This window comes from Youngimonas ophiurae (nom. illeg.) (genome assembly GCF_049803795.1).
Lineage (GTDB): Bacteria > Pseudomonadota > Alphaproteobacteria > Rhodobacterales > Rhodobacteraceae > Thalassobius.
The window spans coordinates 59,296-86,158 of sequence record NZ_JBNAGJ010000006.1; the positions used below are offsets into that span (position 1 = coordinate 59,296).

21 protein-coding genes are annotated in these 26,863 nt (G+C 63.2%); all 21 read right to left on the reverse strand.

Translation table 11 applies throughout. The features are described from left to right. The 21 genes from tssM to ACP15O_RS13870 all read right to left on the reverse strand — a co-directional run bounded on the left by tssM (nucleotide 1) and on the right by ACP15O_RS13870 (nucleotide 26,847). Nucleotides 1-3,582 carry a type VI secretion system membrane subunit TssM gene (gene tssM, locus ACP15O_RS13765; RefSeq protein ID WP_425096688.1) on the reverse strand — a complete coding sequence of 1,194 codons (3,582 nt, stop codon included), beginning with the start codon at nucleotides 3,580-3,582 and terminating at the stop codon, nucleotides 1-3. A 4-nt stretch (nucleotides 3,583-3,586) separates the two neighbouring features. Then, nucleotides 3,587-4,996: a type IVB secretion system protein IcmH/DotU gene (gene icmH, locus ACP15O_RS13770; RefSeq protein WP_425096689.1), complete on the reverse strand. Its 1,410-nt coding sequence runs from the start codon at nucleotides 4,994-4,996 to the stop codon at nucleotides 3,587-3,589. 21 nt (nucleotides 4,997-5,017) lie between these two features. Beyond that, nucleotides 5,018-6,352, reverse strand: a complete 1,335-nt coding sequence (tssK, locus tag ACP15O_RS13775) for a type VI secretion system baseplate subunit TssK (RefSeq protein WP_425096690.1) — start codon at nucleotides 6,350-6,352, stop codon at nucleotides 5,018-5,020. A 22-nt stretch (nucleotides 6,353-6,374) separates the two neighbouring features. After that, nucleotides 6,375-6,812 (reverse strand): type VI secretion system lipoprotein TssJ, encoded by a 438-nt coding sequence (gene tssJ, locus ACP15O_RS13780; RefSeq protein ID WP_425096691.1) that lies wholly within the window; start codon nucleotides 6,810-6,812, stop codon nucleotides 6,375-6,377. A gap of 12 nt (nucleotides 6,813-6,824) precedes the next feature. Then, a complete protein-coding gene (tagH, locus tag ACP15O_RS13785) occupies nucleotides 6,825-8,120 on the reverse strand; it encodes a type VI secretion system-associated FHA domain protein TagH (RefSeq protein WP_425096692.1) in 1,296 nt (431 codons plus the stop codon). A 5-nt stretch (nucleotides 8,121-8,125) separates the two neighbouring features. Then, nucleotides 8,126-8,416: a PAAR domain-containing protein gene (locus tag ACP15O_RS13790; protein WP_425096693.1), complete on the reverse strand. Its 291-nt coding sequence runs from the start codon at nucleotides 8,414-8,416 to the stop codon at nucleotides 8,126-8,128. 79 nt (nucleotides 8,417-8,495) lie between these two features. Further along, the gene (locus tag ACP15O_RS13795) at nucleotides 8,496-9,080 is read right to left on the reverse strand and encodes a DUF6931 family protein (RefSeq protein WP_425096694.1); all 585 of its coding nucleotides are present in this window, start codon (nucleotides 9,078-9,080) and stop codon (nucleotides 8,496-8,498) included. A 10-nt stretch (nucleotides 9,081-9,090) separates the two neighbouring features. Beyond that, on the reverse strand, nucleotides 9,091-11,169 hold the full coding sequence (locus ACP15O_RS13800; protein ID WP_425096695.1) for a type VI secretion system Vgr family protein: 2,079 nt from the start codon (nucleotides 11,167-11,169) through the stop codon (nucleotides 9,091-9,093). Nucleotides 11,170-11,171: 2 nt separating this feature from the next. After that, on the reverse strand, nucleotides 11,172-11,456 hold the full coding sequence (locus tag ACP15O_RS13805; RefSeq protein ID WP_425096696.1) for a hypothetical protein: 285 nt from the start codon (nucleotides 11,454-11,456) through the stop codon (nucleotides 11,172-11,174). Continuing rightward, the gene (tssB, locus tag ACP15O_RS13810; protein WP_446033524.1) at nucleotides 11,456-13,963 is read right to left on the reverse strand and encodes a type VI secretion system contractile sheath small subunit; all 2,508 of its coding nucleotides are present in this window, start codon (nucleotides 13,961-13,963) and stop codon (nucleotides 11,456-11,458) included. Before tssB (ACP15O_RS13810) ends, ACP15O_RS13805 begins: the two co-directional genes overlap by 1 nt. 103 nt (nucleotides 13,964-14,066) lie before the next feature. Continuing rightward, nucleotides 14,067-16,709, reverse strand: a complete 2,643-nt coding sequence (gene tssH, locus ACP15O_RS13820; RefSeq protein ID WP_425096697.1) for a type VI secretion system ATPase TssH — start codon at nucleotides 16,707-16,709, stop codon at nucleotides 14,067-14,069. Between the two features lie 8 nt (nucleotides 16,710-16,717). Continuing rightward, nucleotides 16,718-17,737 carry a type VI secretion system baseplate subunit TssG gene (gene tssG / locus ACP15O_RS13825; protein WP_425096698.1) on the reverse strand — a complete coding sequence of 340 codons (1,020 nt, stop codon included), beginning with the start codon at nucleotides 17,735-17,737 and terminating at the stop codon, nucleotides 16,718-16,720. Further along, nucleotides 17,701-19,575: a type VI secretion system baseplate subunit TssF gene (tssF, locus tag ACP15O_RS13830; protein ID WP_425096699.1), complete on the reverse strand. Its 1,875-nt coding sequence runs from the start codon at nucleotides 19,573-19,575 to the stop codon at nucleotides 17,701-17,703. The genes tssG and tssF overlap by 37 nt, the downstream gene beginning before the upstream one ends. A 4-nt stretch (nucleotides 19,576-19,579) precedes the next feature. Continuing rightward, nucleotides 19,580-20,077 (reverse strand): type VI secretion system baseplate subunit TssE, encoded by a 498-nt coding sequence (gene tssE, locus ACP15O_RS13835; RefSeq protein WP_425096700.1) that lies wholly within the window; start codon nucleotides 20,075-20,077, stop codon nucleotides 19,580-19,582. Continuing rightward, entirely contained in the window at nucleotides 20,070-20,855 is a 786-nt protein-coding gene (locus ACP15O_RS13840) for a type VI secretion system accessory protein TagJ (protein WP_425096701.1), read from the reverse strand. Before ACP15O_RS13840 ends, tssE begins: the two co-directional genes overlap by 8 nt. Nucleotides 20,856-20,929: 74 nt before the next feature. Continuing rightward, the gene (locus tag ACP15O_RS13845; protein ID WP_425096702.1) at nucleotides 20,930-21,472 is read right to left on the reverse strand and encodes an Hcp family type VI secretion system effector; all 543 of its coding nucleotides are present in this window, start codon (nucleotides 21,470-21,472) and stop codon (nucleotides 20,930-20,932) included. Between the two features lie 53 nt (nucleotides 21,473-21,525). Next, nucleotides 21,526-23,019, reverse strand: coding sequence for a type VI secretion system contractile sheath large subunit (gene tssC / locus ACP15O_RS13850; RefSeq protein WP_425096703.1), 1,494 nt, complete (start codon nucleotides 23,017-23,019; stop codon nucleotides 21,526-21,528). A 3-nt stretch (nucleotides 23,020-23,022) separates the two neighbouring features. Further along, complete coding sequence (tssB, locus tag ACP15O_RS13855) at nucleotides 23,023-23,544, reverse strand: type VI secretion system contractile sheath small subunit (RefSeq protein ID WP_446033528.1); 522 nt, start codon at nucleotides 23,542-23,544, stop codon at nucleotides 23,023-23,025. Nucleotides 23,545-23,589: 45 nt separating this feature from the next. After that, nucleotides 23,590-24,627, reverse strand: coding sequence for a type VI secretion system protein TssA (gene tssA / locus ACP15O_RS13860; protein ID WP_425096705.1), 1,038 nt, complete (start codon nucleotides 24,625-24,627; stop codon nucleotides 23,590-23,592). An 11-nt stretch (nucleotides 24,628-24,638) separates the two neighbouring features. Beyond that, on the reverse strand, nucleotides 24,639-25,976 hold the full coding sequence (locus ACP15O_RS13865) for a serine/threonine-protein kinase (protein ID WP_425096706.1): 1,338 nt from the start codon (nucleotides 25,974-25,976) through the stop codon (nucleotides 24,639-24,641). Further along, nucleotides 25,969-26,847 (reverse strand): c-type heme family protein, encoded by an 879-nt coding sequence (locus ACP15O_RS13870; RefSeq protein ID WP_425096707.1) that lies wholly within the window; start codon nucleotides 26,845-26,847, stop codon nucleotides 25,969-25,971. The genes ACP15O_RS13865 and ACP15O_RS13870 overlap by 8 nt, the downstream gene beginning before the upstream one ends. Nucleotides 26,848-26,863: the final 16 nt, after the last annotated feature.

Sequence of the window (26,863 nt, forward strand, 5' to 3'; positions counted from 1 at the left end):
TTACATCGAGGTCGGGCAGCTAAATCCCGCAAGCGCCCCCAGCGTGAAGGGATTCAGCGCGGTCCCGGCCCGGAGCTCGAAGATGGCGATCCGCCCGCCGACATTGAACACCACGCGGTTGCGATCGGTCACGTTGGTGCGGCGCAATTCGGCACTATCGAGCATCCGAAAGAGCGACCAGGGCCCGTCATGCGTGATGTCATTCTGCCGTCCGGGCGCGGGCGGGGAAAACGCGATTCGCGTGCGCGCGCCGCCAGTGCCGGGCCATCGCAGGGCGCTGACCTGAGGCGGACCGTGGGCATAGATGACCTGCTGACCATCCACATCCAGCGTGACTTGGGCCACCGTGGGGTCCAGCGCCGCCGGGGTGACGTTAAACGTGACCGAGGGCAGACCGGGGGCCAGAAAGAACGCATTGCGGATTTCATCGGCGTTCTGGAACTGACGCACCACGGCCTGAGAAATGCCGATATCCACACCATTCACCCGGCGCACCTGCCAGGGATCGGTGGTGGTATCGACAAACTGCGCAAGGTTTTGTTCAAAGAAGCTGTGCAACAGGCCAGAAGGCCCGAAAAGCCGTCCGAAATCCTGCAATGCGACATCCGCGCGGGCCTGCCGGTTAAAGGGATAGCGCCCCTCGATGGCCTGCTGACAAAAGGGCAGGACCTCGGATTTCCATTTTGCGTTCAGCTCATTGCGGACCCCGCCCACGGCGGCCCCGGCGCTGGCCGCGACAACCTGTGTTGCCCAGCGTTCCAGCGGGGCGGGCATACGCCCGATCTCGGCCTGAAGCCGGGCCGAGGCATTATTCGCCCCGCCCACCACGGCAGATGACAGGTTTTGCCCAAGCGAGAGCCGGTTCAGCTCGTCATAGACATCGGTCATCAGCAGGATCGCCCGGTCCAGCTCGGACTGGCCGCTGCTGCGGTCGGTTAGCCGGTGGAGAGACTGAAACCGGGCTTCGACGAACTGGCCGGGCTGCACCGGATCCTGACCGGGGATCTGGGCCAGCGACTCTTGAAACGTGCCGAACAGGATTTCCACATCGGTGCCGAAATTCGAAACCACCTGATCGATGGCCAGTTTCTGCGCGCGGTCGGCCGTGGCATTGGTCGCCACATCGGCGGCGGGGGGCTGGGCCAGACGGGTTTGCTTGCTGACCTCTTCAAGGATATTGCGCAGCGGCGACACGGGGCCCGAAAGGATGTTGATGACATCGGTCGCCTGAGCCAGGCTGGCCATGGGCAGAATGTCGATATCGGCCAGCAGATCGTCATAGCGCGTCACGTAATCGTTTTCATACAGCGCCAGCACATCGCGCGACAAAAGCGCCAGCGACACCGCGCTGCCATCCCCGGCAGCGGGTCCAAGGATCTGGGCATCGCTTTGCACACGCTCGGCGGCGATCAGGATTTCCGGCAGCACATAGTCGTAGAACCCGGCATGGGTATAGACGCCTTCCACGCCGGCGCTAAGCGGCCGCCCCGAGGGGCGCACCAGCACCCGCGCCGCGGCCGGGCCGCCCACATCGGTGATCCGGAAGGGGCGCAGCGCCTGCGCCTGAGGGGCCGTCACGATGGACAGATAGACGCGTTCAGACAGCGGCGTTTCGGCCAGAATCCCGCGCGCCTGCTCGATCATCGGCCCGTTCAGGCCGATTTCCTGCATCGGCTGGTTCAGCATCCCGGTCAGGTGCCCCAGAAGATCGGCCCGCAGTTGCGGCTGGGTCGGCAACAGGTTTTCCCAGTCCTCGGTCATCCATTGGCGCACATGCTCGCCGTCCATCGGCACCTGAAGGCCCAGCATCAGATAGGTCTTGAGCGCCTCGAACAGGAAGTCGCCATTGTTCAGGTTGGACTGGATTTGCGTCTCAAGCCGGACCAGAAGGCGCGGCAGCAGGATCGTGTTCAGCGCGGCGCGATAATTCTGGCCGGTTTCGGTGCCCAAAACATCGCCCTGATACAGCCCATAGGTCAGCGCCCGTGGCGGTTCGGGGTCCAGGGCCGCCGGATTGCCGGGCAGGTCGCGCAGGATGTTCAGCGCGGGGACAATGGCGGCGATGTCCTGATCCTCGATCGGGCTGGGGGGCAGGGCTGCGGCGGCAGTGCGGAAGGCCGAAATCTGGGTGCCGGCTTCCGCGATCAGCGCGCGGTTGCCGACAAAGCTGTTGCCCAAGAGGCCCAAAGCCAGCCCAACCAATGCCACCCCGGCGACAATCGCCCCGCGCGCGGTCCAGCGATAGCGCCGCTCGACCGCGTCATCGGCGCTGACCAGGCCGGCCTCGTGAAAGATCACATCCCCCATCAGCTGCGTCAGAAAGAAACTGCGCCCCTGACCGCGCCCGGCGCCGATGGCCTGCCGCCCGATGCCAAATGTCTGCGCCATGCCCGCCATAAGCCGGTCAATCGGCATACCTTCCTGCGTGCCCGAGGTGAAATAGACCCCGCGCAGAAGCTGGTTATCGGCATAGCGGCTTTCCTGAAATACCTCGTCCAGAAAGCGTTCGGTCACATCGCGCAGCGCCGCCATTTGGGCGGGAAATCCGGCGATCAGGCTGCGGCGCTGGAAATCGGTCTCGGATTGAATCCGTTCCAAGGAGTGCTCGGAGAGCTGCGCCAGAAGCGCGTCATATTCGCGGGTAACGGCCTGGGCCAGGGGCGGGGCGCCTTTTTTGGTGGTCTCAAGCGGCAGGGTCAGGCCCCAGACCTGCTGGGCCTCTTTACTGGAGAGCGTGTCGAAAAATTCCTGAAACCCGGCGATCAGATCGGCCTTGGTGAACAGCACATAGACAGGGAATCGCACGCCCAGTTTTTCGCGCAATTCCTGTAGGCGGACACGGATGGCGCGGGCATGTTCGGCGCGGGCGGCGGCGTCAAGATTAGACAGATCGCTAAGGCTGATCGCCACCAGCGCGCCATTGATCGGCTGGCGTTTGCGGTATTTCTTGAGCATGGTCAGAAAGCCGGTCCAGGCCTTGGCATCGGCGCTGGCATCGCTGTCTTGCGTGGTATAGCGCCCGGCCGTGTCGATCAGCACCGCGTCATTGGTGAACCACCAATCGCAATTGCGCGTCCCGCCGATACCGCCCACGGCCTGGGTGCCCATGGTCTCGGCCAGGGGGAATTTCAGCCCGGAATTGACGATGGCGGTGGTCTTGCCCGCGCCGGGGGGGCCGATGATGATATACCAGGGCAACTGATACAGATGCCGGCTGCCAAACCTGCTTAGCCGCGCGCCGCGCAGAGTTTTGAGCGCTGCGCGCATACGGCTGCCGAGCTCGGCCAGCTCGGCCTTGACGGCCTCGTCCTGGGGGGCGGTCTCTTCGGTTTGGGTGATTTCCTCGGTCAGGCGGCTGTCGGTGGCGCGGCGAGTCAGCAAAATGGTCAGCACCGCGATGATCGTGGCCGCCGCCAGCGATAACGTGGCAAGCACCCGGTCCGCAAACCCATCGAAGGGGCGCACAGGGCCGATCGCGACCAGTGGTCCAAGATACCACAGGGCCAGGGTCAACAGCAGGCTGGACAGGATCAAGACCCCCACAGGGGTGAAAAAGACGGCGCGAAATGCGTTACGGATCATGGGTTTATCCTGACTTGACCAGAATGACATCAATACGGCGATTGAGCGCGCGCCCCGCGGCGGTGTCGTTGGGGGCGATGGGCTCGCGGTCGGCGCGGCCCTCGGCGACGATGCGCGTGGGGTCCGAAAGCAAGGGCGTCATCCGCGCCATCACCGCCCGCGCACGGGCGAGCGATAGGAAAGTGTTGGACGGAAACCGCGCGGTATTGATCGGGATATTGTCGGAATGACCGGCCACGATGATCCGGCCTGCCTCGTTCTCCAGCGCGGTGGCCACGCGGTCGATGATCGGGCCGAAATCCTTGGCCAGCACATCAGAGGCCGAGCCGAACATGCCGGCTCCGTTTATCCGGATGGTCACGGTATTGGCGTCGGTTTCGACTGTCACCAGACCTTCGGCCACTTCGGCGGCCAGGAATTCGCGGATACTGACCTGTTGAACCACGACCACCGGCTCGGGGGGCGGAGGTGGAGGCGGCGCGGGGCGGGCCAGCTCGACCGGACCGGAAAGATCAAGCGACAGGAACTGCCCGCGCAGTCTTTCGGTATCTAGGCTAAGCACAAAGGACAGGCCGAAAAACACCACCGAGATCAGCGCAACCGTAACCCCGGCAAACAGCCAGATCGGCATCCAGGCCGAAAGCGTCCGATGGGCGATGTGCACGCCGCGCCAGTGCGGCGACAGATCGGGTACGGATTGCCCGCGCTGCGTGCGGATCGCGCGGGCCAGCCCGTCGCGAATGGCCAGATGCCGCTCGCTGCCGCGCGGTTCGACCCGCAGCCGTCCCTCGAACCCAAGCGACAGGCACATATAGAGGAACTCCAGCAGGTCGCGATTGCCTGCCGGGTTGGATTGGAGCTTGTCGAGCAGATCATAGAACCGATCGCCGCCGTGGGTTTCCTTGTGAAACGTGCCGACCATGCTTTGCCGGGCCCACAGGCTTTGCCCGCCCCAGGGCGTGTTCAGCACCACGTCGTCGATTGTCGCGCAAATCGCATAGCGGGCCACGCGGATGGTCTGGGCGGGAATTCCGGCCTGCCCGGCGCGCGTTTCAAAGGCGCGGATTTCCGCGACCACGCTTTCGCGCAATGCTGCCGGATCGCTGTGCTGGGCGCGGTTGCGGATGCGCCCGACCAGCAAAAAGAGCGGCGTCGCGGCGGCATTCAGCGGGTTGAGCCCAGTGGCGGCGCTGTCGATGCGGGGTGATGCCGCCCCATGCGGTGCGGATGTGGCCTCTGGTACTGGGGATGACGCAGAGGGTGGCACTGGGGGCGGCATCTGCCCGGCAGGCGTCGCGGCTGGCGCGGCGCTTGGTGGGGGCGGCGCGGCGTCAAGCCTGCGACCACCGGGATTAAGCCGGATCACCGTTTTATCGGTGTCGGTCGGTTCGGCAAAAGGATCGTCGTCTGTCATGTCTTGGCCTCTGGCGGGGGATCAGCGGATCGCCCACAGCTCCATTTCAAGGTTCGGAAAATCCCCGGCAACATGGATCGCCAGCCCGCCAGAGGAGGTCATCTGCTTCCAATAGGGGCTGGCGCTGTCGAGTTCGAAATAGACAACGCCCGCATGGTAGGGCACCTGCCGGGGGGCGACGGGCAGGGCGCGCAGATCGACGCCGGGCAGGGCCGAGTTGACCAGTTGGCGGATCTCCTCGACGGGGCCCAGCTTGGCCTGGGCCGGGAAATGGCGGCGCACGCTTTCGGGGGGGACATCGGCCTTGGCGGCCAACACGAAACTGGCCGAGCTGAGCAGCGATTTATCTGCGATCATCGCCACCGAGACCCCGTATTTGCGCGCCTCGATGGGGATCGGGATCGCCCCCTGTTCCAGCACAGCCGAGAGATGTTCGCGCAGGCTTTGGATCACCGGCTGAAACGTGTGGGTCAGGTCGTCGTGGCGATAGAGCGGAAACTCGGGCGCGGTTTTGTCCGCAGCCATGAAGCTGGCCAGTTGCCCGGCCAGCCCGGTCAGCACCTGATAGATTGCGGCCGGGTGGGCGTTCTCGATCGCGCTCAGATGCCGGATCTGGGGCAGCGCGCCATTGACCGCGATCAACAGCAGGAAATCGGCAATCTCGGCCACGCCCTTGGCCCCGCCATTCTGGCTCAGCCGTGCCGAAAGGGCCTGCGCACGATGGGACAAAAGCCCCTCAAGCTCTTGCAGGAAATCATGCAGCGGCGGCGCGGCGCGGGTGTCCAGACAAGAGGGCATGAACCCCTTGTCGAGCAGGATTTCCCCATCGGCGCGCACCTCGGTGATCCGGGCGATGGGGATGACCAGATGATCGGTCAGCTCGTCCACGTCCAGCGCCAGCCGGGTGCGCAACCGGCCCACGGCCATCTCGACCGCGCGCCGTTCTGGGCCCATGCTATCTGTCACTTCGACTTCGCAGGGAAGGTAACGCGCCGTTGCGCCGGGATCGCCGGTCAGGTCCACCTCGGGGGCGCCCTGCCGCCGGGTCGGGACGGTCAGATAGACCACCGAATTGCGCACCGAGGGCGGCACATCCAGCGCGGGCGGATGCGGGTCCACCTGCGGGATGCGAAAGATCGCCCCGTCCGGGGTCAGGCCTGTGGCCGATTTCACCGCCAGCTTGCCCAGTTTCAGCAGTTCCGTGTCCAGAGTCAGTTCGCGCAGGCCCCAGGCATAGGGCGTCACGGAACCGGCCAGGCCACAGACCAGAGATTCCAGATAACGGTCTTGCTGCTGGAAATGATGCGGCTGAAGGAACAGCCCCTCTTGCCAGACAACTTTGCTTTCCCAGGACATGGGCGGTTTCCTTCGGCCGGCGTTAGCGCAGGGTGACAGAATTGCCGGACAGGCTGGCCTGTACCGGGTTGGATGCGTTCGGGCTTAGCGGCCGGACGGCCAGAAAGCGGCCGTTGATGTTCCGGAAGGCTCCGACGATGCCGATGGCCTTGGGGGCAGGCGCGCCCGCAGGGAACGAGGCCGTGTCGGCAATCGTCCGTCCGGGGGAAAGCTGATAGGTTTTGACCTCGATCAGGTCCGTGCCAAGCGTGGCCTGCGGGTCGTTGAAGACCGCAAAGAAATCCGCCGAGGCAAAGACCGAGCTATCGGCCAGATAATAAACCTTGGCCTGCGCCGGCGCGCCGCCATTCATGTCCGCCGCGCCGGTCAGGGTCAGTTGAACGCTGGTGTCCGACGGCCCCGCGCAGGCGGCCAGCAAGGCTGCGGCGGCAAGGCCAAGAAAGGCGCGTTTGGTCAGCATGGGCGGGGTCTCCTAGAGTTTGTTGATCTGCTCTTCGTAGGCGCGGGAAAATTCCTTGCCGAAGGTGGATTGAAAATCGGTCTCGGTGGCGTTTGCGATTTCGGCGTAATGGGCCGCGTAGGCGTCCCAATAGAGTGCTTTTTTCGAACCGAACCGGCTGATGCGCCCGGATTTCTGTTCGATCCGGGCGGCCAGATTGTCGGGGCCAAGCTGGGCCAGAAGATCCTTCAGCGCGGCCTCCATGCCGGTCATGGTGGCGATCTCATGGGCCTTGATGTCGCGCAGGGCCTCTGCCACGGCTGCCTCGGGTTCCTGGTAACCGGGGGTGGTGGGTTTCAGCATGGCCTCGATCGCCTGTTCCTTCGAGACCGAGAATTTCAGCGGATTGTTGGCCTGCGCCTGGATCATGGTCCGGTTGACGCGCATTTCGCTTTTGAGCGCCGAGCGGGTCATCAGAATGTCGCGCAGCCCGTCGATTGTCGTGGCCATGATGCGGCCAACCCGGCCCATGATCTCTTTGGCCTCGTGCGGGGACAGCTGCAAATGAGGGGCACCAACCCCTGCCAGAAAGGCCCGCAGCAGGGCGTCGTCTTGCGGGGTCTCAGGGGCCAGAGGGTTTGCGGGCGAAACAGGCGCCTGAACGGGCGGCTGGCGCGCAGAGGCAGTTTCAAGAGGCAGTTCTTCGGCCGGGGGCTCGGGCTGCGGCGCGATCAGGCTGTCCTCCCAATCATCGGGGATCATCGGCCCGCTGGCCTGCGGCGGCGCGAAATGCGCACTGGCGGCGGGGGCATGATCGGGGGCGCTGGCTCCGGGCTGTTGGGGGTGGCCTAGCGGATCGGTCGAGGCGGGCTCACCCAAAAGATCGTTCAGAAAATCCCCTGCCTCGTCCTCTTCCTCCAGGGTTGGCAGGTCCTGGCGGGCGGCGGGCCTGGAAACAAACGGGCTGTGCCCGGCATCCAGCGCAGGCAATTCGGGTTCGGCAGGCAGGGCCGAGGGGGCGATGTCGATCACCAGCTCATATTGGCCGATCTGAATCACATCCCCGTGCGACAGCGGCGTCGGCCCCGCGCCCAGAGGTTCGGTGCCGTAATTGAGAAAAGTGCCGTTGGTGCTGGTGTCGGTCAGGATGTAATCGGCCCCGCGCCGTTCTAAAATACAGTGCCGCTTGGACAGGAACTTTTCCGGGTCGGGCAGAACAAGATCGCAATCGGCACCGCGCCCCACAGCGAACCGATCCCCCGGCATCGTGGCGCGGATCGGGGCGGCTTGGGGCTCAAGCGGGTTGCGGGCCAGAATGGTCAGGGACATTGGGCTTATCCTCCGACCAGAACGGTTGGGCATCCCATGACGATCATCCCGCCCTGCGCGCAGCTATCCAGTGCGCGGGCTTGCGGCTTGCGCCCCGTCAGGCATGTCATCGAGCCCTTTACCACCACATCGGGCGGGCCGATGCAGACGGCCATTGCCGTGGCTGTGGTGGCTGGCATTTTGCCGATCAGCACCGTGGGCACTGGCGTCACCACCGGCCCGCCCACGCAGGGCACCACACCCACGACCATCGGGCTGACGTGATTGTCTGCAACGCGGGCGGCGGGCATGGGCATGGCGGGCCTCTCTTGTGGCGATAACAGAGCCCTTTATCGGGCGGGTTCTTCTGTTAGTGCCGCTTTGCCGGTTTTGGGTTCATGCGTCTGTTGCGATTTGGCCATTTCCGCCCCGTGCAATATCCAGCCCCCGCGCCAGAAGCAGCGGGCCGCGTTCCTCGGGCGTGCTGTCTTCGGCAAAGAGCGTGATCAGCAGCAGACCGAAAACCGCTGCGCCCACCGCGCCGGGGGGCGCGTCGTAATCGTCATATTCACCGGGCCCCATGGTGCCATCGGCAAAGCTGGCGGCCATGGCGCAAAACACCGTGTCATCGTCATCGGGGGCGGTATCATAGGTCGCGCGGGCGGCGCTCCGGGTCTGTGGCCCCGGCTGACGCACCCAGGCCTCGGCGGCGTGAACGGCGCTGGTGTTGCCCTGCCCAAGATCGCGGGCTGTCAGGCACGCCCACCAGGTTGCCTCGCGCGGGGGGAGCGCATGAGCCAGAACCTGAAGCATATCCATCAGTGCCTTCTGGTCCCAGAGCGCCTGTAACATCTCAGCGGCACTGGCCCCGGCGGGCAGGTCCGGCGGTGTTTGCAGCGTGACCTTGCCTTGGGTCAGAAACCGGGCGGCGGGGTAATCGGGAAGCTTTCGAAGATCGTTAAACTGCGCGTCGATTTGCATGGGCCGGCCTTTAGTTAATCATGGTCAGGCTGCCCTTCACGATCAGCAAGCCCTTGGATTTCACCTGAGTCATCCCGCCGCCCTCGACGGTCAGCATTCCGCCGCCCTTCAGTTTGGCCATGCCCTTGCCCTCTAGCATAAGCTGGCCCTTGGCGTTCAGCTTGGCCATGCCGGTGGCCGACATGTCCAGCTTGGGCGAGGACAGCGTGATCCCGGTGGGTGTCATCTCGATTTTGGAGGCGCCGCATTTCAGGGTGATCTTGGTCTTGGCCGAGATTTCCAGCGCGGCGCCGATGTCGATCTTGCCGTTTTTGTCCACCTTCAGGCTGTCGCTGCCGCCGATCTTGGTGTCGCGGTCCTTGGCGACGGTCCAGGTCTCTTTGCCCTTGGCGATGGTAAAGGCGTGGTCGCCCTCGACGATCTTTTCGGTTTTGTCGCCGTGGATTGTCTGTTTGAAAAAACCCTTGTCCTTGTGGCCAAGGCCGATCTCAATTTCGGCGTTGTTCTTGACGATCTGCCTGAAGTCCCGTTCCGACTGCAACCGGACGAACTCGGCGTCTTTTTTGTCTTCGAACACCAGTTCGGAAAAGCCGCCGCCCTTTTTCGAGCTGTTGGTTTTCAGCGCGAATTGCGTCGCGTTCTTGGGCAGGTCATAGGGGAATTTCGTGTCCCCATTATACAGCATTCCGGTGATCAAAGGGCGATCGGGATCGCCGTCTTCGAACTGAACGACGACTTCCTGCCCGATCCGGGGCACGGCCATCATGCCCCAGCCCTTGCCTGACCAGGGCACCGCACAGCGCACCCAGCACGAGGCCGTTTCATCCTTTTTGCCGTCCCGGTCCCAATGGAACTGGATCTTCACCCGGCCGTGTTTGTCGGTCCAGACTTCCTCGCCCTTTTTGCCGACCACCAGCGCGGTCTGCATTCCTGGGCTTTCGGGCCGCGGGGTGCGGTGCGGGGCGCGGTATGGTTCGCGGGCGGGCTGTACCTCGACGATGCAGCGATAGATGTCGGGGCTGCTGGCGCTGTCGAAATCCAGCATCGGCCCCAGGATCGAGGACACCACCTCGTTGATCCCATTATTGCTGTCCGATTGGATTTCATGGCGGGCCGAGACCACGATGTAATCGGTGTTTTCGGCCTTGCGGGGGTGTTCCTTCAGCTTGAACCGCCCACCGACAACCATCTGCCGCAGATTGCCCACCGCACGGGCCCGCGTGGCCTGCGCGGCGTGGGCTTCGATACGGACGCGTGCGTGGTGTTCGCCGGTTTTCACGTCCGTGTGGCGGCCCGGATAATCGTAGATTTCAAGCTTGGTATAGGGGTGCCGCCCCTTGGGCAGTGATTTGACGGTTTGCAGGTCGGTCTTGGGCTTTTCGAAATCGAAATCCGACAGCGTGACTTTGCCCGGCTGGATCGCCTCGATCCCGCGCCATTCGAAAAAATGATCCGCCTCAAAGCGAAATTTTTCGGTCCTGCCATGGAATTCCACCTCGGCCTGATCGGTCAGGGGGCGGTGGCTGCTGACATCATCGGCAAGGATCAGGGTTTCCTTGGTTTTGTCGCAGCTGTGGAAATAGTAAATCCCCTCTTCCTCCATCAGCCGCGAGACGAAATCGAAATCGGATTCGCGATACTGAACGCAATAGGGCCGTTTGGCGAAGCTTTTCTTGGTTTTGTCCTGCCAGTCGGAAAACCCGTGTTCTCCAAAGACGTCGCGCAGGATGTCGATGACGGTTTTATCCTGAAAAATTCGGCAGTTGCTGGTTTGGGTCAGGAACCAAAGCCATGGGCGCAGATGCGCGCGGAAATAGGCCTGGCCGTCAAAACTGTCCAGATATTCGGCCGAGACGCAGCGCCCCTGGAAATAGCGTGTTTTCTTCTTGGGCGCATCCAGTTCGATTCGCAGACGTTCCCCCACCAGTTTGCCAAGGTCCAGATCAAGATCCGAGCTGACGAATTCGACGATTGTTTCAGGGATCGAGCTAAGCGCTTCGTCAATCCGCGCTCGGACAAGGAAGCCTTTGATTTTGTTTGGTAATATAAGGTTGGCGTTGCGGTTTTCCAGAAAGTTTTCGTTTGCCATCGTCAGGCCTTTGTTTCTGGCGGCGTCAGATCGTGCAATTCGCCGGCCTGTTGCAGCCGGGCAAGGACATTGCCGTGGATTGTCCACAGCGCCGAGATGTCCTGCCCGCGGGGCAGAAGATATTCGGCCAGCGCCTCGGCATCGGCAAAGCGGATACGCCTGACCGGCACCGGATAGCCGCCCTGCCCTTGAAGCAGGGCGTTGATGTGATCCTCGCCCTCCAGCAGCCAGGCGCCTTGGTCAGCGCAGGCCGCCAGCACGATGGTGTCTGTGTCGATGCGGTCCATCACAGGCCCTCCAGCAGTGCGGCCAGGTCTTCGTCCATGTCTTCATCCAAGTCGTCGCCGGTGCCATCCTCGTCATCGCCAAATCCGGCCAAGAGCGCGTCGAGGTCATCTTCATCCTCGGCGCTCTCGGGATCGAGGCCAAGGGCGTCACCGCCGTCATCATCGTCCAGATCGAAGTCCAGATCCCCGAACCCGTCCAGATCCTCGTTTTCGGGGTCGTCTGCCGGATCGTCCGTCCCCGTGTCACTGCTTGGGGCCGTGGGGGTGAGTGTCCCGTCGATCGCGGCATCCGTGGTATGGGGCTGGGCGGTTTCATTCTGGGCCTGCCCCCAGGGCCCGGCCAGCATCCCCGGCCCAAGCCCCTGAAACGAGCCTTGTCGCACCTCGTTACGGCCCTTGATCGAGAGCAGCGGGATATACCCCCGCGCCACGACCTCGGCCATCGTCCGGGTGGTCAGCAGCCGCTCGGTGCAGGGCAGGGCAATCTGATCGCCATATTGATCGGTCATATAATGAAAGGGCATGTCGCCGGCGCTCATGACTGTGCCCAGCTGCATGTCTTTGCCGCCTTGGGTTGCCGTTTCGGCCATCAGAATCGCGCTCAGCACAACCGGGTTGGCCCATAGCATTCCTTTCAGCCCCTCGCGCAGGGTGAATTCCTCGTAATCGAAGGGCTCTACCGGGTCGGTCTTGGTCCCATAGGGCAGCCGCAGCAGGAAACGGGGTGCGGCCAGGCCGACAAAGGATGCCTCGGGCAGGGCGCGCAGCGCATCCCAGGCCTGGGCCACCAGCGGGTTGCGCTCGTGCTTTGGCACCTCCAGAAATTTCGGCGAGATCGCCGCCAGGAACGGAGCGTTCATCCAGTTGCAGATCTTGGCCATTCGGGCCATCAGCTGCGCATGGGGCGGGGTTTCTTCCAGCGTATACAGGCCGAACACCGCCGAAAGAGGCCCCTGCGCGGCGTCAAGACGGGGCTCTTCGGCCAGCAGCCGGAACAGGCCGGATTCGCCCAGATCTTCCTGCGCTGACAGATCGGCGGCCCATTCTTCGGCCGAGACGTCATACAGCACGATATCCAGCGCCGCCCCGGTGGGAATCCGGCGCGCCATAAGGTCAAGCGCGCGCCAGGTGCTTTCCAGCGCCTGAAAATCCGGATGGTGCAGGATTGCGCTCATCGCGCCCGAGATCGCGGCATCCACAGCGGCCAGCATGGCCGGCTGCGCGGGGTCCGGCGCGGTCTGAACGAAGGGGCCGACAATGCGCCCGATCAGCGCCTGCGCGGGCGAGGCACTGCGCAAGTTGCCGGTCATATCCCCGATCAGGGCGCCAAAGTCGGACAGCCTGCGGTCGGCGGGCACGGTGGCCCCCCGTGCGCGGGGTTTCGGGGTCAGGTTAAGATCGCCGAACGCCTCGGCCCAGTCTTGCAGCTCGGCGATGGCCTGGGCGCCATCCCCCCTGGCCACCCGCTGACGCAGGGCGGCCAGTTCTTCAAAAAGCGACACGTTTTCATAGAGCTCATCCGGGTGCAGATCATCCAGCGTCCGTAGCGGCACCTCGATCCCGGCGCCATCCCTGCCAATGGGCAAAACCAGAGTGGTGGCGAAACGGGCAATCACATCGTCAATCGTATCGACATCGAATTTGATCGGTTTACGGGCGGCAAGAGCGTCCCCGGTTTCAAGCGCCCCCCGCGCGGCGCGGCCAGTGAAATCGCCAAGAATGGCGATGCGGAATTTCTTTTGCGGCGCATCGCGGTCTTCGGGTTGGGGCGTGGTCAGAATGCCGAAAGGATCGGAGTCTTCGGCGGGTTTGTCCCCGTCGGCGCCCATATCTGCCGGAAAATCGTCCAGCTCGGCGTCGGTCGTGTCACTGTCCTCCTCAAGAAGATCCAGCATATCATCTTCGCTTGCATCCGCAGTTTGCGAAACAAGAGTATCGAGGTCATCCTGCGGGTTGTCTGCCGTGCTCTTGTCTTCGTTCAGCGCGGCCAGGATGGCATCTGTCTGGTCCGGCGTTTCTGCGGGCAGGCTGTCACACATAGCACAGAGCGCCTCGGGATCGGCGATCAGCCGGGCGATCAGCTCTTCGGTGCCCGATTTGCCATCCATATAGGTGGTCAGATGCTGAAGCCGGGTTCGGGCCGCCAGCAGCGTCTTCAGCGCGGGCACTTTGCGGGCCACGGCGGCGGGGGAAAAATCGTCGATGCTGTTAAAGCTCAGATCGACCGGCAGATTGCCCTGCCCGGTCAGGGTGTTGGGCACGGCAAAGGTGGCACGGGGCTGGATGGCCCGCATCCTTGCATCAAAATTATCGACGTCGATTTCAAGGAACTTACGGTCAGCCACGGCCGGGACGGGCAGATCGGATTTACCGGCCAGATCGGCCATCACCCCCATGACAAAGGGAAGCTGGATTTGCTTTTCCGCGCCGTACAGCTCCACATCATATTCGATCTGGACGCGGGGGGCGCGGTTGCGGGCGACGAATTTCTGACCGCTGGTTGACATGGGCTGGGCTTCCTCGGCAAAGACGGCTTTGAGATGTAAGTGCCGGGCGGGGCGCAGATGGTTCGCCCCGCCCGACAAAAATCACAGCCAGGGCCGCCGCAGGTCAGTCGAAGGCATAGGTGAACTCGGCCCCGGTCACATCCACGGCCAGGCGGCCAAGGGGCGTGCCGCTGATCTGGCGGGTCAGCACCTCGGTCGAGAGAGCGGGCAGCATCGTGTTGGTCACAATCGCGTCGATCATACGCCCGCCGCTTTCGACCTCTTGGCAGCGCGAGACGATCAGATCCACCACATCATCCGAATAGGTGAAGGGCACGCCGTGGGCTTCGTCCACGCGGCGGACGATCCGGTCCAGTTGCAGGCGGGTGATCTGGCCGATCATATCGGGCGAGAGCGGATAATAGGGGATTGTCACCATCCGCCCCAACAACGCGGGCGGGAAAACCTGTAATAAAGGATCGCGCAGCGCCTTGGCCATGCCATCGGGATCGGGCATCAGATCGGGATCGGCGCACAGGTCCATGATGACCTCTGATCCGACATTCGAGGTCAGCAGGATCAGCGTGTTGCGGAAATCAATCATCCGCCCTTCGCCATCTTCCATCATGCCCTTATCGAAAACCTGAAAGAACATCTCGTGCACGTCCGGGTGCGCCTTTTCCACCTCGTCCAGCAGGACCACGGAATAGGGGCGGCGGCGCACGGCTTCCGTCAGGACGCCGCCCTCGCCATAGCCGACATAGCCCGGAGGCGCGCCTTTGAGCGAACTGACGGTGTGCGCCTCTTGGTATTCGGACATGTTGATGGTGATGACGTTCTGCTCGCCGCCATACAGGGTTTCGGCAATGGCCAGCGCGGTTTCCGTTTTGCCCACGCCGGATGTGCCGGCCAGCAGGAAAACCCCAACGGGTTTCGAGGGGTTATCCAGCCCCGCGCGCGAGGATTTGACCCGTTTTGCGATCATCTCCATGGCGTGATCCTGGCCGATCACCCGCTTGGACAGGTGGTCCGACAGGTTCAGCACGGTGCGCATTTCGTCCTTGACCATCCGGCCGACGGGAATGCCCGTCCAATCCGCCACAACCGCGCCGACAGCGGCGGCATCCACAATGGGCAGCATCATCGGCGTCTCCCCTTGCAGGGTTTCCAGCTCGGCCTGGGTGGTTTTGAGCTCGGCCAGCGCGGCGGCGCGGTTTTCGGCTTCTTCGTCGCTGCGTAGCTGGGCGCGCAGGTCCATCAGGCGGGCGACCAGGGCTTTCTCGGCCTCCCAGCGTTCGGTCAGTTGGGTCAGCTCGGTCTGGGCCTGGGTCAGGGCTTGGGTTGCGGTGTCGCGGCGGGTGCCGATGTCGGCCCCGGCGGTCTCATCACGGGTGATGATCTCTAGTTCCGTGGTGATCCCGTCGATCCGGCGGCGGCAATCATCGACGGGGGCGGGCACCGCATGGAGCGAAATACCGACGCGGGCGCAGGCGGTATCCAGCACGCTGACCGATTTGTCGGGCAACTGCCGCGCCGGGATATAGCGGGCAGACAGGCGGATCGCGGCCAAGAGCGCCTCGTCCAAGATCTGCACTTTGTGGTGATTTTCCAGCATGTTAGACGTGCCGCGCATCATCAGAAGCGCCTTGGCCTCGTCCGGTTCATCCACCTGCACCACCTGAAAACGGCGCGTCAGGGCGGGGTCTTTCTCGATGTGCTTTTTATATTCAGCCCATGTGGTTGCGCCGATGGTGCGCAGGGTGCCCCGTGCCAGCGCGGGTTTCAGTAGGTTGGCAGCGTCCCCGGTGCCCGCGGCCCCGCCAGCGCCCACCAGAGTGTGTGTTTCATCCACAAACAACAGGATCGGGCGGGGGCTGGACTGAACCTCTTCGATCACCTGCCGCAGCCGCTGTTCAAACTCGCCCTTCATCGAGGCCCCGGCCTGCAAAAGCCCCACATCAAGCGACAAAAGCCGTGCCTGGGCCAGCGCCGGGGGCACGTCCCCGCGCGCGATCCGCAGGGCCAGACCCTCGACAATCGCGGTCTTGCCGACCCCGGCCTCGCCCGTCAGGATCGGGTTATTTTGGCGGCGGCGGGTCAGCACGTCGATGACCTGGCGGATCTCATCATCGCGGCCCACGATCGGGTCGATCTCTCCGGCTTCGGCCCGCGCGGTCATGTCGGTGCAGAAGGTCGCCAGCGCCTCGCCGCTTTCGGCTTGCGGGGCCATGGCTGCCGCCGATGTGCCCGGATCGCCCAGATGCGAGCCATCCTGCGCCGTCAGCCCGGTCTCTGGCGATCCGGCCACTGCATCGTCGAAGTTGCGGGTCAGCGCGCGCGAGTCAATGCCGGCCAGCTCAGGCGAAATGCCTTGCAGCACGCGCGACAGGCCCGCGCTGGTCAGCATCCCCAAGAGCAGATGCCCGGTGCGGACCTGAGACACCCCAAAGCCCAGCGTGGCGTGAATCCAGGCGCGCTCGACGCATTCCTCCAGATGGGGCGACAGGTCCGAGATCGCCGTCGCCCCGCGCGGCAACGCATCCAGCGCGCGTTGCAATTGGGTGGCGATGCGCCCGGCGTCCAGATCGAAAAACCGGATGATCCGGTGCAGATCGCTGTCCTGATCCTTGAGAATCTGATGCAGGTAATGGGCCAGCTCGACATAGGGATTGCCGCGCATTTTACAAAAGACGGTGGCGCTTTCGATGGATTGAAACGCGCGGGAGTTGAGCTTGCCAAACAGGGCTATACGGTTGATTTCAGACATGTTTTATCTCACATTACAGGGGAGAGTGGGGGGCTGAGGCACAGATCGTCGGCATTTCCGGGCGGGCGCTGACCGATCCAGGCCGTCCGGCCCAGCGTCGCCGCCTGGCCGAGGATCGCCGGGGGCACCTCGCTGGACAGAAGGATCAGGTTCGCCTCCCATTCCAGCGTGTCGCCGGCATAATTGCGGATGATCGCGGCCAGCCGTTTGTAGCCTTTCGTGCCGGGCAGAAGGCTTTTGTAATCGGCCAGCGACATCGGGCCGATGCGCACCCGGAATTTAGAGGCGCGGCTCCAGAATCTTTCGCCCAGATTGGCATTCTGGCCCAGTGTCACGGCGCCCAGCTGGCCCCGGTCATGGGGTTCCAGATGCAGCCAGGAGCCAACGAAACTGTCGATCTGAACCTCGGCTCCGGTCATGCCGGACAGGATCGCCGACAGCCCGGATTCGCTGCGCGGGGCGGCGGCCAGCAGCCCGGCGTAATGGCGCTTGGCCACGTCCGGCATGGCGTCACGGTCCTCAAAGGCCTCTCCGGCGACACCGGCAAAGGCCGAGATCATCTGCCCAAACCCATCCTCGCCCGGTCGGTCAAAACTGGCGGCGGGCTGGCCGCTGGCCCAGGCGCGATACAGCAGCGACAGCATCCGATGGTGAAACATGTCGGCAAAAGCGACAAAGGTTGCGTCATTGTGATTACGCTGCCGGTCACGGGCATATTCGGTCAGGTGCAGCGGGAGCGCGCCCGAGGGTCCGAACAGGCCGAACATCTGCTGGCTTAGCTGCCCCGGTCCGTCCTGATCCTGCGGGGCGAAGCCGGTGATCGTGGCGGGGGGAAAGGCCAGATCGGCCGCTTGTGTCAGGCGTACCGGGTCTTCTGACGGGCGGCGCGACTGGCCCAGCTTGGGGCTTTGGGGATGCGCGGCCTCGATCAGGCGCAGGGCTTGAAAGATGTGATAGGCCTGGGGTGTCTGAACAAGCGGCTCCAGCCGGGTCAGATCAGCACCTTGCGGCCGCTTTTGGCCTTCCATCGGGCGATATCTCCGCGCTGGGTCGAATGAATCGAGGTTTCGGTGAAGGAATTCAGCGCCACATAGCGGGCAAAGAACGATTCAAGCACGGCCCCAAACAGGTAACAGCCGGTGCCTTCGAAATAGCTTTCGTCAAAGCCGACACGGATTTCCAGGCCGCGCACTGCGGTGCTGAGCACCCCATCGGACAGTCGCCGCACAATCGGCCGGGACGTGACCGAGGCCAGCCCCTCGACCTGTTTGGCCAGCGCCGGTTCGCCCAGTCGCGCATACAGGCCGACCAGTTCGCGCAGGGCTGCCGCCCCTTTGCCGCGGTCGGCATCGACCAAGGAAAGGTAATTGAGGCTCAGATGCGAGATCAGCTGCCAGGCCTGCTGCCCCTCGGCCAGCGCGGTGCGGGGCCGGGTGGGCGGCACAATGGCGCGGATGGCGTTCACCGGGCCGCCTTCGGGCAGGGTGAAATCCGTGTCTCCGCCCCCAAGCGGGGTGAGCATCGGCAGATCCCGATTGGTGCACAGCGCAGTGACCGCCAGTTGCCGGATGTCCTGACGGAACGGGGCCTGATGGGCGTCGGTCAGCGACAGGAACACATCCGAGCCCAGATAGGACGTCCGCGTTCCCCGCTGCTGCTGGCGCTCGGATCGCTGGCGCAAGCGCCGCCGCTGGCTATAATAGGCCGCATGGCTGTCGCCCATTGGCGTGATATCACTGGGGCTGAAAAACGGCCGAATGGGTTGATCATCGCGGGCATCGGCACCAATTCCGGTGACGCTTTCGATCTGGAAAATCTCGAAGTCCAGCGGGGCGGTTCGATCCACGATCACCGCCTGCTCGACATCGGCGGCATTCACATGCACCCGGTCGCAGCGTTTGCGAAACAGGTTGATCGCCGGAACTGCGTGCAGTTCGAAATGGTCGGGGGTGATGGCGGCAAGCGCGGGATTTCCGCTTTCCATCAGGATATAGAGGTCCAGATCCTGGCCGCTGCACCGGCTAAGCGCGGGGCCAAGCCCCAGCAGATCGACGAAAAAGAACCGCTGCGGCAGTGCGAAATATTCTTGCAACAGCCGGTAGCCCTCAAACGAGGCACCGGGCGTCGGCAAAAGCGCCTCATCGGGGCCAAAGCCCACGGGCTCGATGCCTGCGCCCAGATATTCCAGCCAATCGTCGCGCCGATCGGTCGAGCGCCCGGCCAACCCGATCCCGCGCCCCAGAAGCGCCTCGTATAGCTGCCAGGGCAGGGCCGCGCTGCCCCCCAGAAAGAGCCGCAGACGGTCCAGCGGCAGCTCGGAGATCGGGGCACCGTCGGTGCGGTGCAAGCGCAGCCGCAGCGCGGCCCTGGCCGGGGAATGGCGGCCGATGCCCGCTGCAACCAGATCGCCGCGCGCGTCGATATATTCGGCCTCGGTAACGCGAAGCGGCCAGAGCGTCAGATCCTGCCCGGTCGTGTAGATACAGGCAGTCTGCGCGCCCCCGCGTACCTGCCCGCGCAGCTGGGTGCCACGCGGGATGGTCACCCCGGCGGCAAGGTTGCCCTGACCGGCGTCGGGCTCCATCCGGGCGATTGTCATGGACGGAACGGGGGCCAGAAAATGCGGATAGACGATTTCCAGCATATTCTGGGTAAGATTTGGATATTGCAGGGATAATTCCAGCTGCACTCGCGCGGCCATAAAGGCGAACCCCTCCATCAGCCGTTCGACATAGGGGTCCATGACCTCCAGGCTGCCCATGCCAAGCCGGCCGGCGATCTTAGGATAGGCCGCAGCGAATTCATCGCCCATCTCGCGGATGAAGCCAAGTTCCTGCTCATAGTGTTTCAGAAGCCGCGTATCCATCGGGTCAGCCCTGCTTTTGTACGGTGACCTGGCCGGTGGTCACGTCCAGCTGGGTGCGCAGATACAGATCAAGCGGCACGGGTTCCGCCCATAGTTCGGCCCGGATATCGAAAGAGACAAGCGCCCCGCGCGCATCGCCGTCTTCCCGCAGGGATACCTCAAGGCTACCGGGTAGAAGCCGGGGCTCGAACCGCTCGATTGCGGTGCGGATGGCGGCGCGGATTTCGGCGGCGCGGGCATTGGTGGCGACACTGCCCGACACATCGGAAATACCGAAATTAATCACCGATCCGGCCGCCTGGGGGTGGTTTTCTGGGCTCAGATCTGTGCCGAAATTGGTGGTGTTCAGCAGCCAGTGCAGATCGCGCTGGATGATTTCGCGCAGCCGGGTGACATCAATGATCCAGGCGGCGCCGGTCTCAGAGCTGTGCTCGGGGGCGTCATCGGTCAGCCGGTCCAGCAGCGAGGGCTGCAACCGTTCAAGAAGGGCGCGATCAGCCATCGTGACCGGCCGGCGTCGCGAGCGTGATCTCGCGCACATCAAGAAGCGGGATATCGGCGTTTTGCGTCACAAACATCCGCTGACCCAGCCCGGTTCCGGTTTTGCTCCAGTCCGTGGCACGGGCCAGCGCATGAGGCCCCTCTAACGCCGCGCCGGGATAGCGGGTGGGGATCAGCCCGATCATGTCGGTGCCATCGGCCAAGGTCAGGGTGGCAGGCGTCCAAACCATGTCGCGCAGATCGCTGGGCGCGTCGATGGTGATCCGGGCGATGTCGGAAAAGGGCAGCCAGACATAGGCGCCGTTCAGGATGATCTCAAGCACCGGGCCCAGCCGCGTATCGGCGTCGGCCAGCCAGTCAAAGGGCGCGCCGTTCAGCGTGCCGGGCGTGGCGGGGGCCTGATCCAGCGCGGCAGAGCGCAGGGGCCCCGCCCCCGCATCGCCTGCGATGTCCATCGTCAGAGCGCGGGCCAGATCGGCCAGCCAGCCTGGCGGATCCCCTCGAAAACCGGGGGTGGCCTTGCCGGTAAAGACGCGGTTGCGGTACACCTCGGCGACGATCGCCTCGCGGTACATTTGCGCCATCGTCTGGGCCGCCGGATCAAGGGTTGCGGCGGTTTTAAGCTGTTGAACGGCACGGGGCCAGTCGCAGGTCACGCAGAGCAGCTGAAACAGAAAGACACGCAGCTTTGCATCCGCCGGATTGGCGCGCACCTGGTCCCGAAGCGCATCCAGCGCGCCATGGGGATCGCCTGATTTCAGCATGTCTTCGGCGGTCATGTTCCGGGCCTCGTGATGGGAAAGGGGGGCGGATGCCGCGCGCAGGGCAGGGCATCCGCAGACAGGGGCGGCCCTTAGCGGGCTTCCTTGACCGAGAAGACAGCCTCGTTCAGCTGCTGGCTCCACATCGCCTCGGCCCCGGATTGAGGTTTCTTCATCGTGCCTTCGATGGTCTGAATCCAGTACTCGGTTTTGATTGCGCCATATTTGATGGTCAGGTTTTCGGTCAGCATTTCATCACCTTCCGTGCCGTTCCAAGTCATGCCAGAGACGATCACCAGCTTGAAACTGATGCGGAAAAACGTCTTGCCCGATTTGGATTTCGACCCGCCCGAGCGGCGCAGCTCCAGAACTGCGTCCTTGAAATGGTGGCCGGTGCACAGCGCGTTGAACAGACCGTTCGAGGCAGTGTCCGTGTGCTTTTCAAAGGTGAAATCGTTAAAGCTGGTGCTGCCCGACCCGCCGCCGCCGGTGCCGGTGCCGATGCTTGTGGGTTTCTCTGCGCCAAAGTCGAAGCTGTTGAGTTTAAAGGCGAATTTTGCATTCATTTCGCTGTCCAGCACCTCCCCTCTGACCAGTTTGGAACCGGGGAAATAAAGATATGCGTCAAAGGCCATTGGATGTTCCTTTCATCAGGTCGTCGCCCCGCCGGGACGGAAAAGTTAGGGGGTTATTCGGTCTGCGAGGGCAGTTTGGACACCAGCCGCAAAGAGACCGAGAGCCCTTCAAGCTGGTAATGCGGCCGCAGGAAGAACTTGGAGCTGTAGTAGCCCGGATTGCCTTCGACCTCTTCGACCACCACTTCGGCCGAAGCGAGCGGTTTGCGCGCCTTCACCTCGTCCGAAGAATTTTCTTCGTTGAAATCAACGTAGTTGCTGATCCAGTCCTGTAGCCATTCCTGCATCGACTCGCGGTCCGAGAACGAGCCAACCTTGTCGCGCACGATACATTTCAGGTAATGCGCAAAGCGGCAGGTGGCGAAAAGATAGGGCAGCCGCGCCGAGAGATTGGCATTGGCGGTTGCGTCCGGATCGTCATATTGCACCGGCTTTTGCAGCGACTGCGCGCCGATAAAGGCCGCTGTATCGGTGTTTTTGCGGTGGATCAGCGGCATCAGCCCGTTTTTGGCCAGCTCTGACTCGCGCCGGTCCGAAATGGCGATCTCGGTGGGGCATTTCATGTCCACCCCGCCATCGTCCGAGGGGAAGGTGTGGGTCGGCAGATTGTCCACCGTGCCGCCCGATTCCACGCCCCGGATGCGGCTGCACCAGCCATATTCGCTAAACGAGCGATTGATGTTGCGCGCCATGGCATAGGCCGCGTTGATCCAGCAGTATTGATCGGAATTGGTGTCGCTGGTGTCTTCTTCGAAGGCGAATTCTTCCACCGGGTCGGTTTTGGCCCCATAGGGGTGCCGGCCCAGAAAACGCGGCATGGCCAGACCCAGATAACGGGCGTCTTCGCTTTCACGCAGGGACCGCCAGGCGGCATATTCGGGGGTTTGGAAAATCTTGGTCAGATCGCGCGGATTGGCCAGTTCGTCCCAGCCGTCCATCTGCATCAGGGCCGGGTCCGCGCCGGTCAGAAAGGGCGCGTGGGCGGCGGCGGCGATCTTGGACATTTCGCCCAGAATCTCGACATCCTTGGGGCTGTGATCGAAATGGTAATCCCCGATCAGGCAGCCATAGGGCTCGCCGCCGAACTGGCCGTATTCCTCTTCATAAAGCTTCTTGAACAGCGGGGACTGATCCCAGGCGGTGCCCTTGTATTTGCGCAGCGTCTTGGACAGATCCTTTTTCGAGATGTCCATGACCCGGATCTTCAGCATCTCGTCGGTTTCCGAGTTGTTCACCAGGAAATGCAGCCCGCGCCAAGCGCTTTCCAGTTGCTGATAATCGGCATGATGGATGATCTGGTTCACCTGCTCGGTCAGCTTGGCGTCGATCTCGGCGACAATCGCTTCGATCGAGCGCAACGCATCGTCCGAGACCAGCGTTTCATTGGCCAGCACCTGTTCGGCCAGCGTGCGCACGGCGCTTTCGACGGCGGTGCGCGCCTGATCGGATTTGGGGCGGAATTCCTTTTGCAGCAGATCCGCGAAGTCGGAATTGGCAAAGAGGGTTTCGGTCGGCGCCTCGGCTGCGCTGTGTGTTGTTTCGGTCATGGCCTATTCCTCGGATTCGGCGGAGGTTTCGGTTGAGGCTGCGGGCGCAGAGCTCAGAGCCTTCAGCAGCGCCGGATCGTTGATGATCCTGGCCATCAGCTCTTCTGCGCCGGTCTTTCCGTCCATGTAGGTGCTGAGATTCGACAATTCGGTTCGCGCCTGGAGCAGTTTTTTCAGCGGCTCGACCTTTTCGGCCACGGCTGCGGGTGAAAAATCGTCCATGCTGTCAAAGGTCAGATCGACCGACAGATTGCCCTCACCCGTCAAGGTATTGGGCACGTTGAACGCGGCGCGTGGCTTGATGGATTTCATCCGGCTGTCGAAATTATCCACGTCGATTTCCAGGAACTTGCGGTCCCCCACGGCGGGAAGCGGTTCTTCGGATTTGCCCGAAAGGTTCGAAAGCACCCCCATCACAAACGGAAGCTGGATGCTCTTTTCCGCGCCGTAGACCTCGACGTCATATTCGATCTGAACCCGCGGGGCACGGTTGCGGGCGATGAATTTCTGGCTGCTGGCCATGATCATTTCCTCTTTGATGGACTGTCATCGACCCACAGGGGCCATATCCTAGTCGTATGTGCCCTCGTCATCGTCATCTGGTTCAATGCCGCCGACATTTCTTACGTTGCTCATGCCTTCGGGGGCCAAATCGCGCACGATGGTCAGGAAATCGGCCCCCACCAGCCGCTTGGCGCGTTCCAGCACCAGAGGCAGCGGGCTGGAGGGTTCGTAGCGGCGGTAATAGTCCATGATCCGGTCCAGCGCGGCGCGCACATCCGCAGGCGAGGTGATCGCACCGGGCGCGGTGATCTGGCTGGGGGCAGAGGGGGCGGTGTCTGCGGTTTCCTCGTCCTCTTCCATGTCGATTGTCAGATCGGCGGGGCCATGGGCCGACATGCGGCGTTTGATGTCGAAAAGCATCTTCTCCAGCGGTGACAGATCGGGCCCTTCAGCGCCGATCTGCGCGTCAAAAATCGCCGAGATCGCCCGCGTGGTTTCCAGCGCCGTATCCGCCGTTTCAATCATCGCGGCCAGATCATCGGGATCGGTTTCGTGGAAGGCGGCAGCGATGGTCTGGGGGTCGCTGGGTGTCTCGCTTTCGGGGACGTTCAGATCGCCCGAGGCAATCTGCATATCCCGCAGCCCGAATTGCCCATAGCCCCGGCTGCTGACCAAGGGACACAGCCGCAATGACCGCAGCACCCCGTCCTGCGCGGTCAGGCCCAGCACCGCGTTCACCCGCATTGTCGGGTCGCCGTCATCCTCGTCCAGTTGCGGGTGCGCGCTGTCCCAATAGCTGTCCAGACAGCCATGGATGTACCGCAAAGCCGCGCCAAAAGCGGTAAAATCCCCCGTGCGCAACACTGCATTGGCAAGGATCACGGCGATCCGCAGGTCATGAGACCGCGCCAGAAGCGACATCGACAGCTGTGCGACGTTTTCATAATCGGGGTCTTCGGCGGGGATCACATTGTCGCCGATCACCCGTTCCTCGCCTGGTTTGTTGGCGATTTCTAACGCATTGAATTCAGGATCATATTCGAGATCCTCGCCGCTGGGGGCGTGCTCGTCTATGGTGCAGAGCAAGCTGTCGAGGTCAATCATGTCATGTCCTTTCAGGGGTGCCGGTGTTTGACGCGAGACAGGAAATCAGCCCGCTCGGCCGCGTCAGGAAGGGTGTCGGCCAGCGTCTCCAGCAGGTCTTCGGCAGAGCTGGCGCTGCTTGCGTGGCGGCGCACCATGGTGCCGGCGATGGGGCCAAGATGGGGGGTCAGGGCCGCGATGATATGGGCCAGATCGGCCTGGGTGATCGCGGGGGTGCCGGTGCGGCCTGTGTTGCTGGACAGATGCCGGGCGATGGCGCGGCGCAGATCCTCGCGTTCGGACCCTTCCGAGACCTCGGACAGGATCTGTTCCATCAGCGCATCCTGGCTGGAGGCGGACTGCGCGGCGCGGCGGGCCAGAATGCGGCCCATGGGGCCGATCCGGGCAACCAGGCTTTGTTCCAACCCTGACATCGCCGCGCCGGACAGGCGGCTGATCATCGTGCCTGCGGCCGGGCGCGGGGCCTTGGTACGCGCGACCAGCGTGACATCGCTGCCGGGGGTGCCTGCCAGCGATGTTTCAAATGCTGCTTTCATCTCGGCGGCGCTGGCAAAGCGGCCGGCCGGATCGGCGCTCAGTGCCCGCAAAACCACATCGTCCAGCGCGGAGGGCAGGTCGGGAACCCATGCGCTTGGCGCGGCGGGGGCTTGGCCCTTGCCTGCCATCATGACCGCCTCGATCCCGCCTTTCTGAAAGGGCAACTTTCCGGTCAGAATCTCGTAAAGCACGACACCGACGGCATAAATATCCGCCCGCGCATCGACATCCCCGCCCGAGAACTGCTCGGGCGACATATAGGCGGGGGTGCCGATCATGCCCGCGCCGGTGCGTTCGGCGCTGGTGATCCGGGCAATGCCGAAATCGGTCAGTTTCAGCCGCCCGGCACTGGCCAGCATGACATTGGCCGGCTTCATGTCGCGGTGAACGATCCCCACCTCATGAATAGCGTCAAGCCCGTCCAGCATCTGCACGACGATGTCGCGGACGTCCTCTAGCGGCAGCCCGCGCGGATCGGCCAGCCGGTCTTCGAGCGTGGACGACGCTTCGAGCCGCTCCATCACCAGATAGGGCAGCCCGTCATGGACCAGAAAATCGAAGATGGTGACAAGGTTGGGGTGCAGAACACGGCCTGCGGCCTTCGCCTCGCGGGGGAAGCGTTCCAGCCAGTCCTCGGCGCCGGCGGCCTCGATCAGGTGGCGGTGCACCGTTTTGATCGCGACGGGCCGATCAATGTCGGGGTCATGCGCATCATAGACCACCCCCATCGCGCCTTCGCCCAATTTCCCGCGCAGAAGATATTTGCCCACCCGGATGGGCGCATGGTGGCGTATGACGGTCTTGTCACTCATTGCTTTCCAGCATCGCCATCGCCCGTTCCAGACTGCGGCGCATCCGGTTGAAAGACCCGGCCAGAGACCCGATTTCATCCCGCGATTTGCTGGCAGATTCGGGCACGCTGAAATCGCCCATGGACACGCGCTCGGCCATATCGGTAAGGTATCTTACCGGCCGGATCACAACCCGAGACAGCAGCAGATTGGTCAGGATCAGCACCAGGCCAAAGGCCGCCAGCAAGGCCGAGCCAACCAGCAGCGCGGTTTCTTCGGCGCGCCGGGCGATCAGCGTTGTCGGCACGGTGATGATCTGCGCGCCCACGGTTTCGCCAAATTCCCAGCCAAAGCCATTTTCACTGCCATAAAGATCCAGCATCGCGGGCGGCGCAATGTCGGGGGTGGAGTGGCAGTTCAGGCAGCCGGGGTTTTCGATCTCGATGGGGAAGGCCATCGCCAGAAACCGTCCGTTCTCATCCTCGATCTCGGCCGAGAGCTGGTCCAGGGTGGAATCTGATCGGAACTGTTCGATCATGTCCCGTTCCAGCGGGGTGGGCAGATCTTCGGGGTTTGTCGGGTTCAGCGCGGCTTCTTTGTAGGTATATTGCGGGAATTCGGCGCCCACGGTGTCAAACACGGTGCGGGCGGCAAAAGACGTCACTGCCTCGGGTTGAAACAGGATGGCGCCATCTTCGATCAGCAGCGGGTCAATATGTTTGACCGTATAGGCCCGCACGGCCTTGGCATTGGCGCGCATCAGCCGGGCCTCGCGTTCCACGTCTCGGGTCGCGCTTTGCTGGACCGTTTCATAGCTTAGCCCCACCGCTCCGGCGATCCCCAGGACCATAGCGGCAAGCAGGACGGCGTTGTATTTCAGGCGGAGTCCCATCGTCGGCTATCCATTC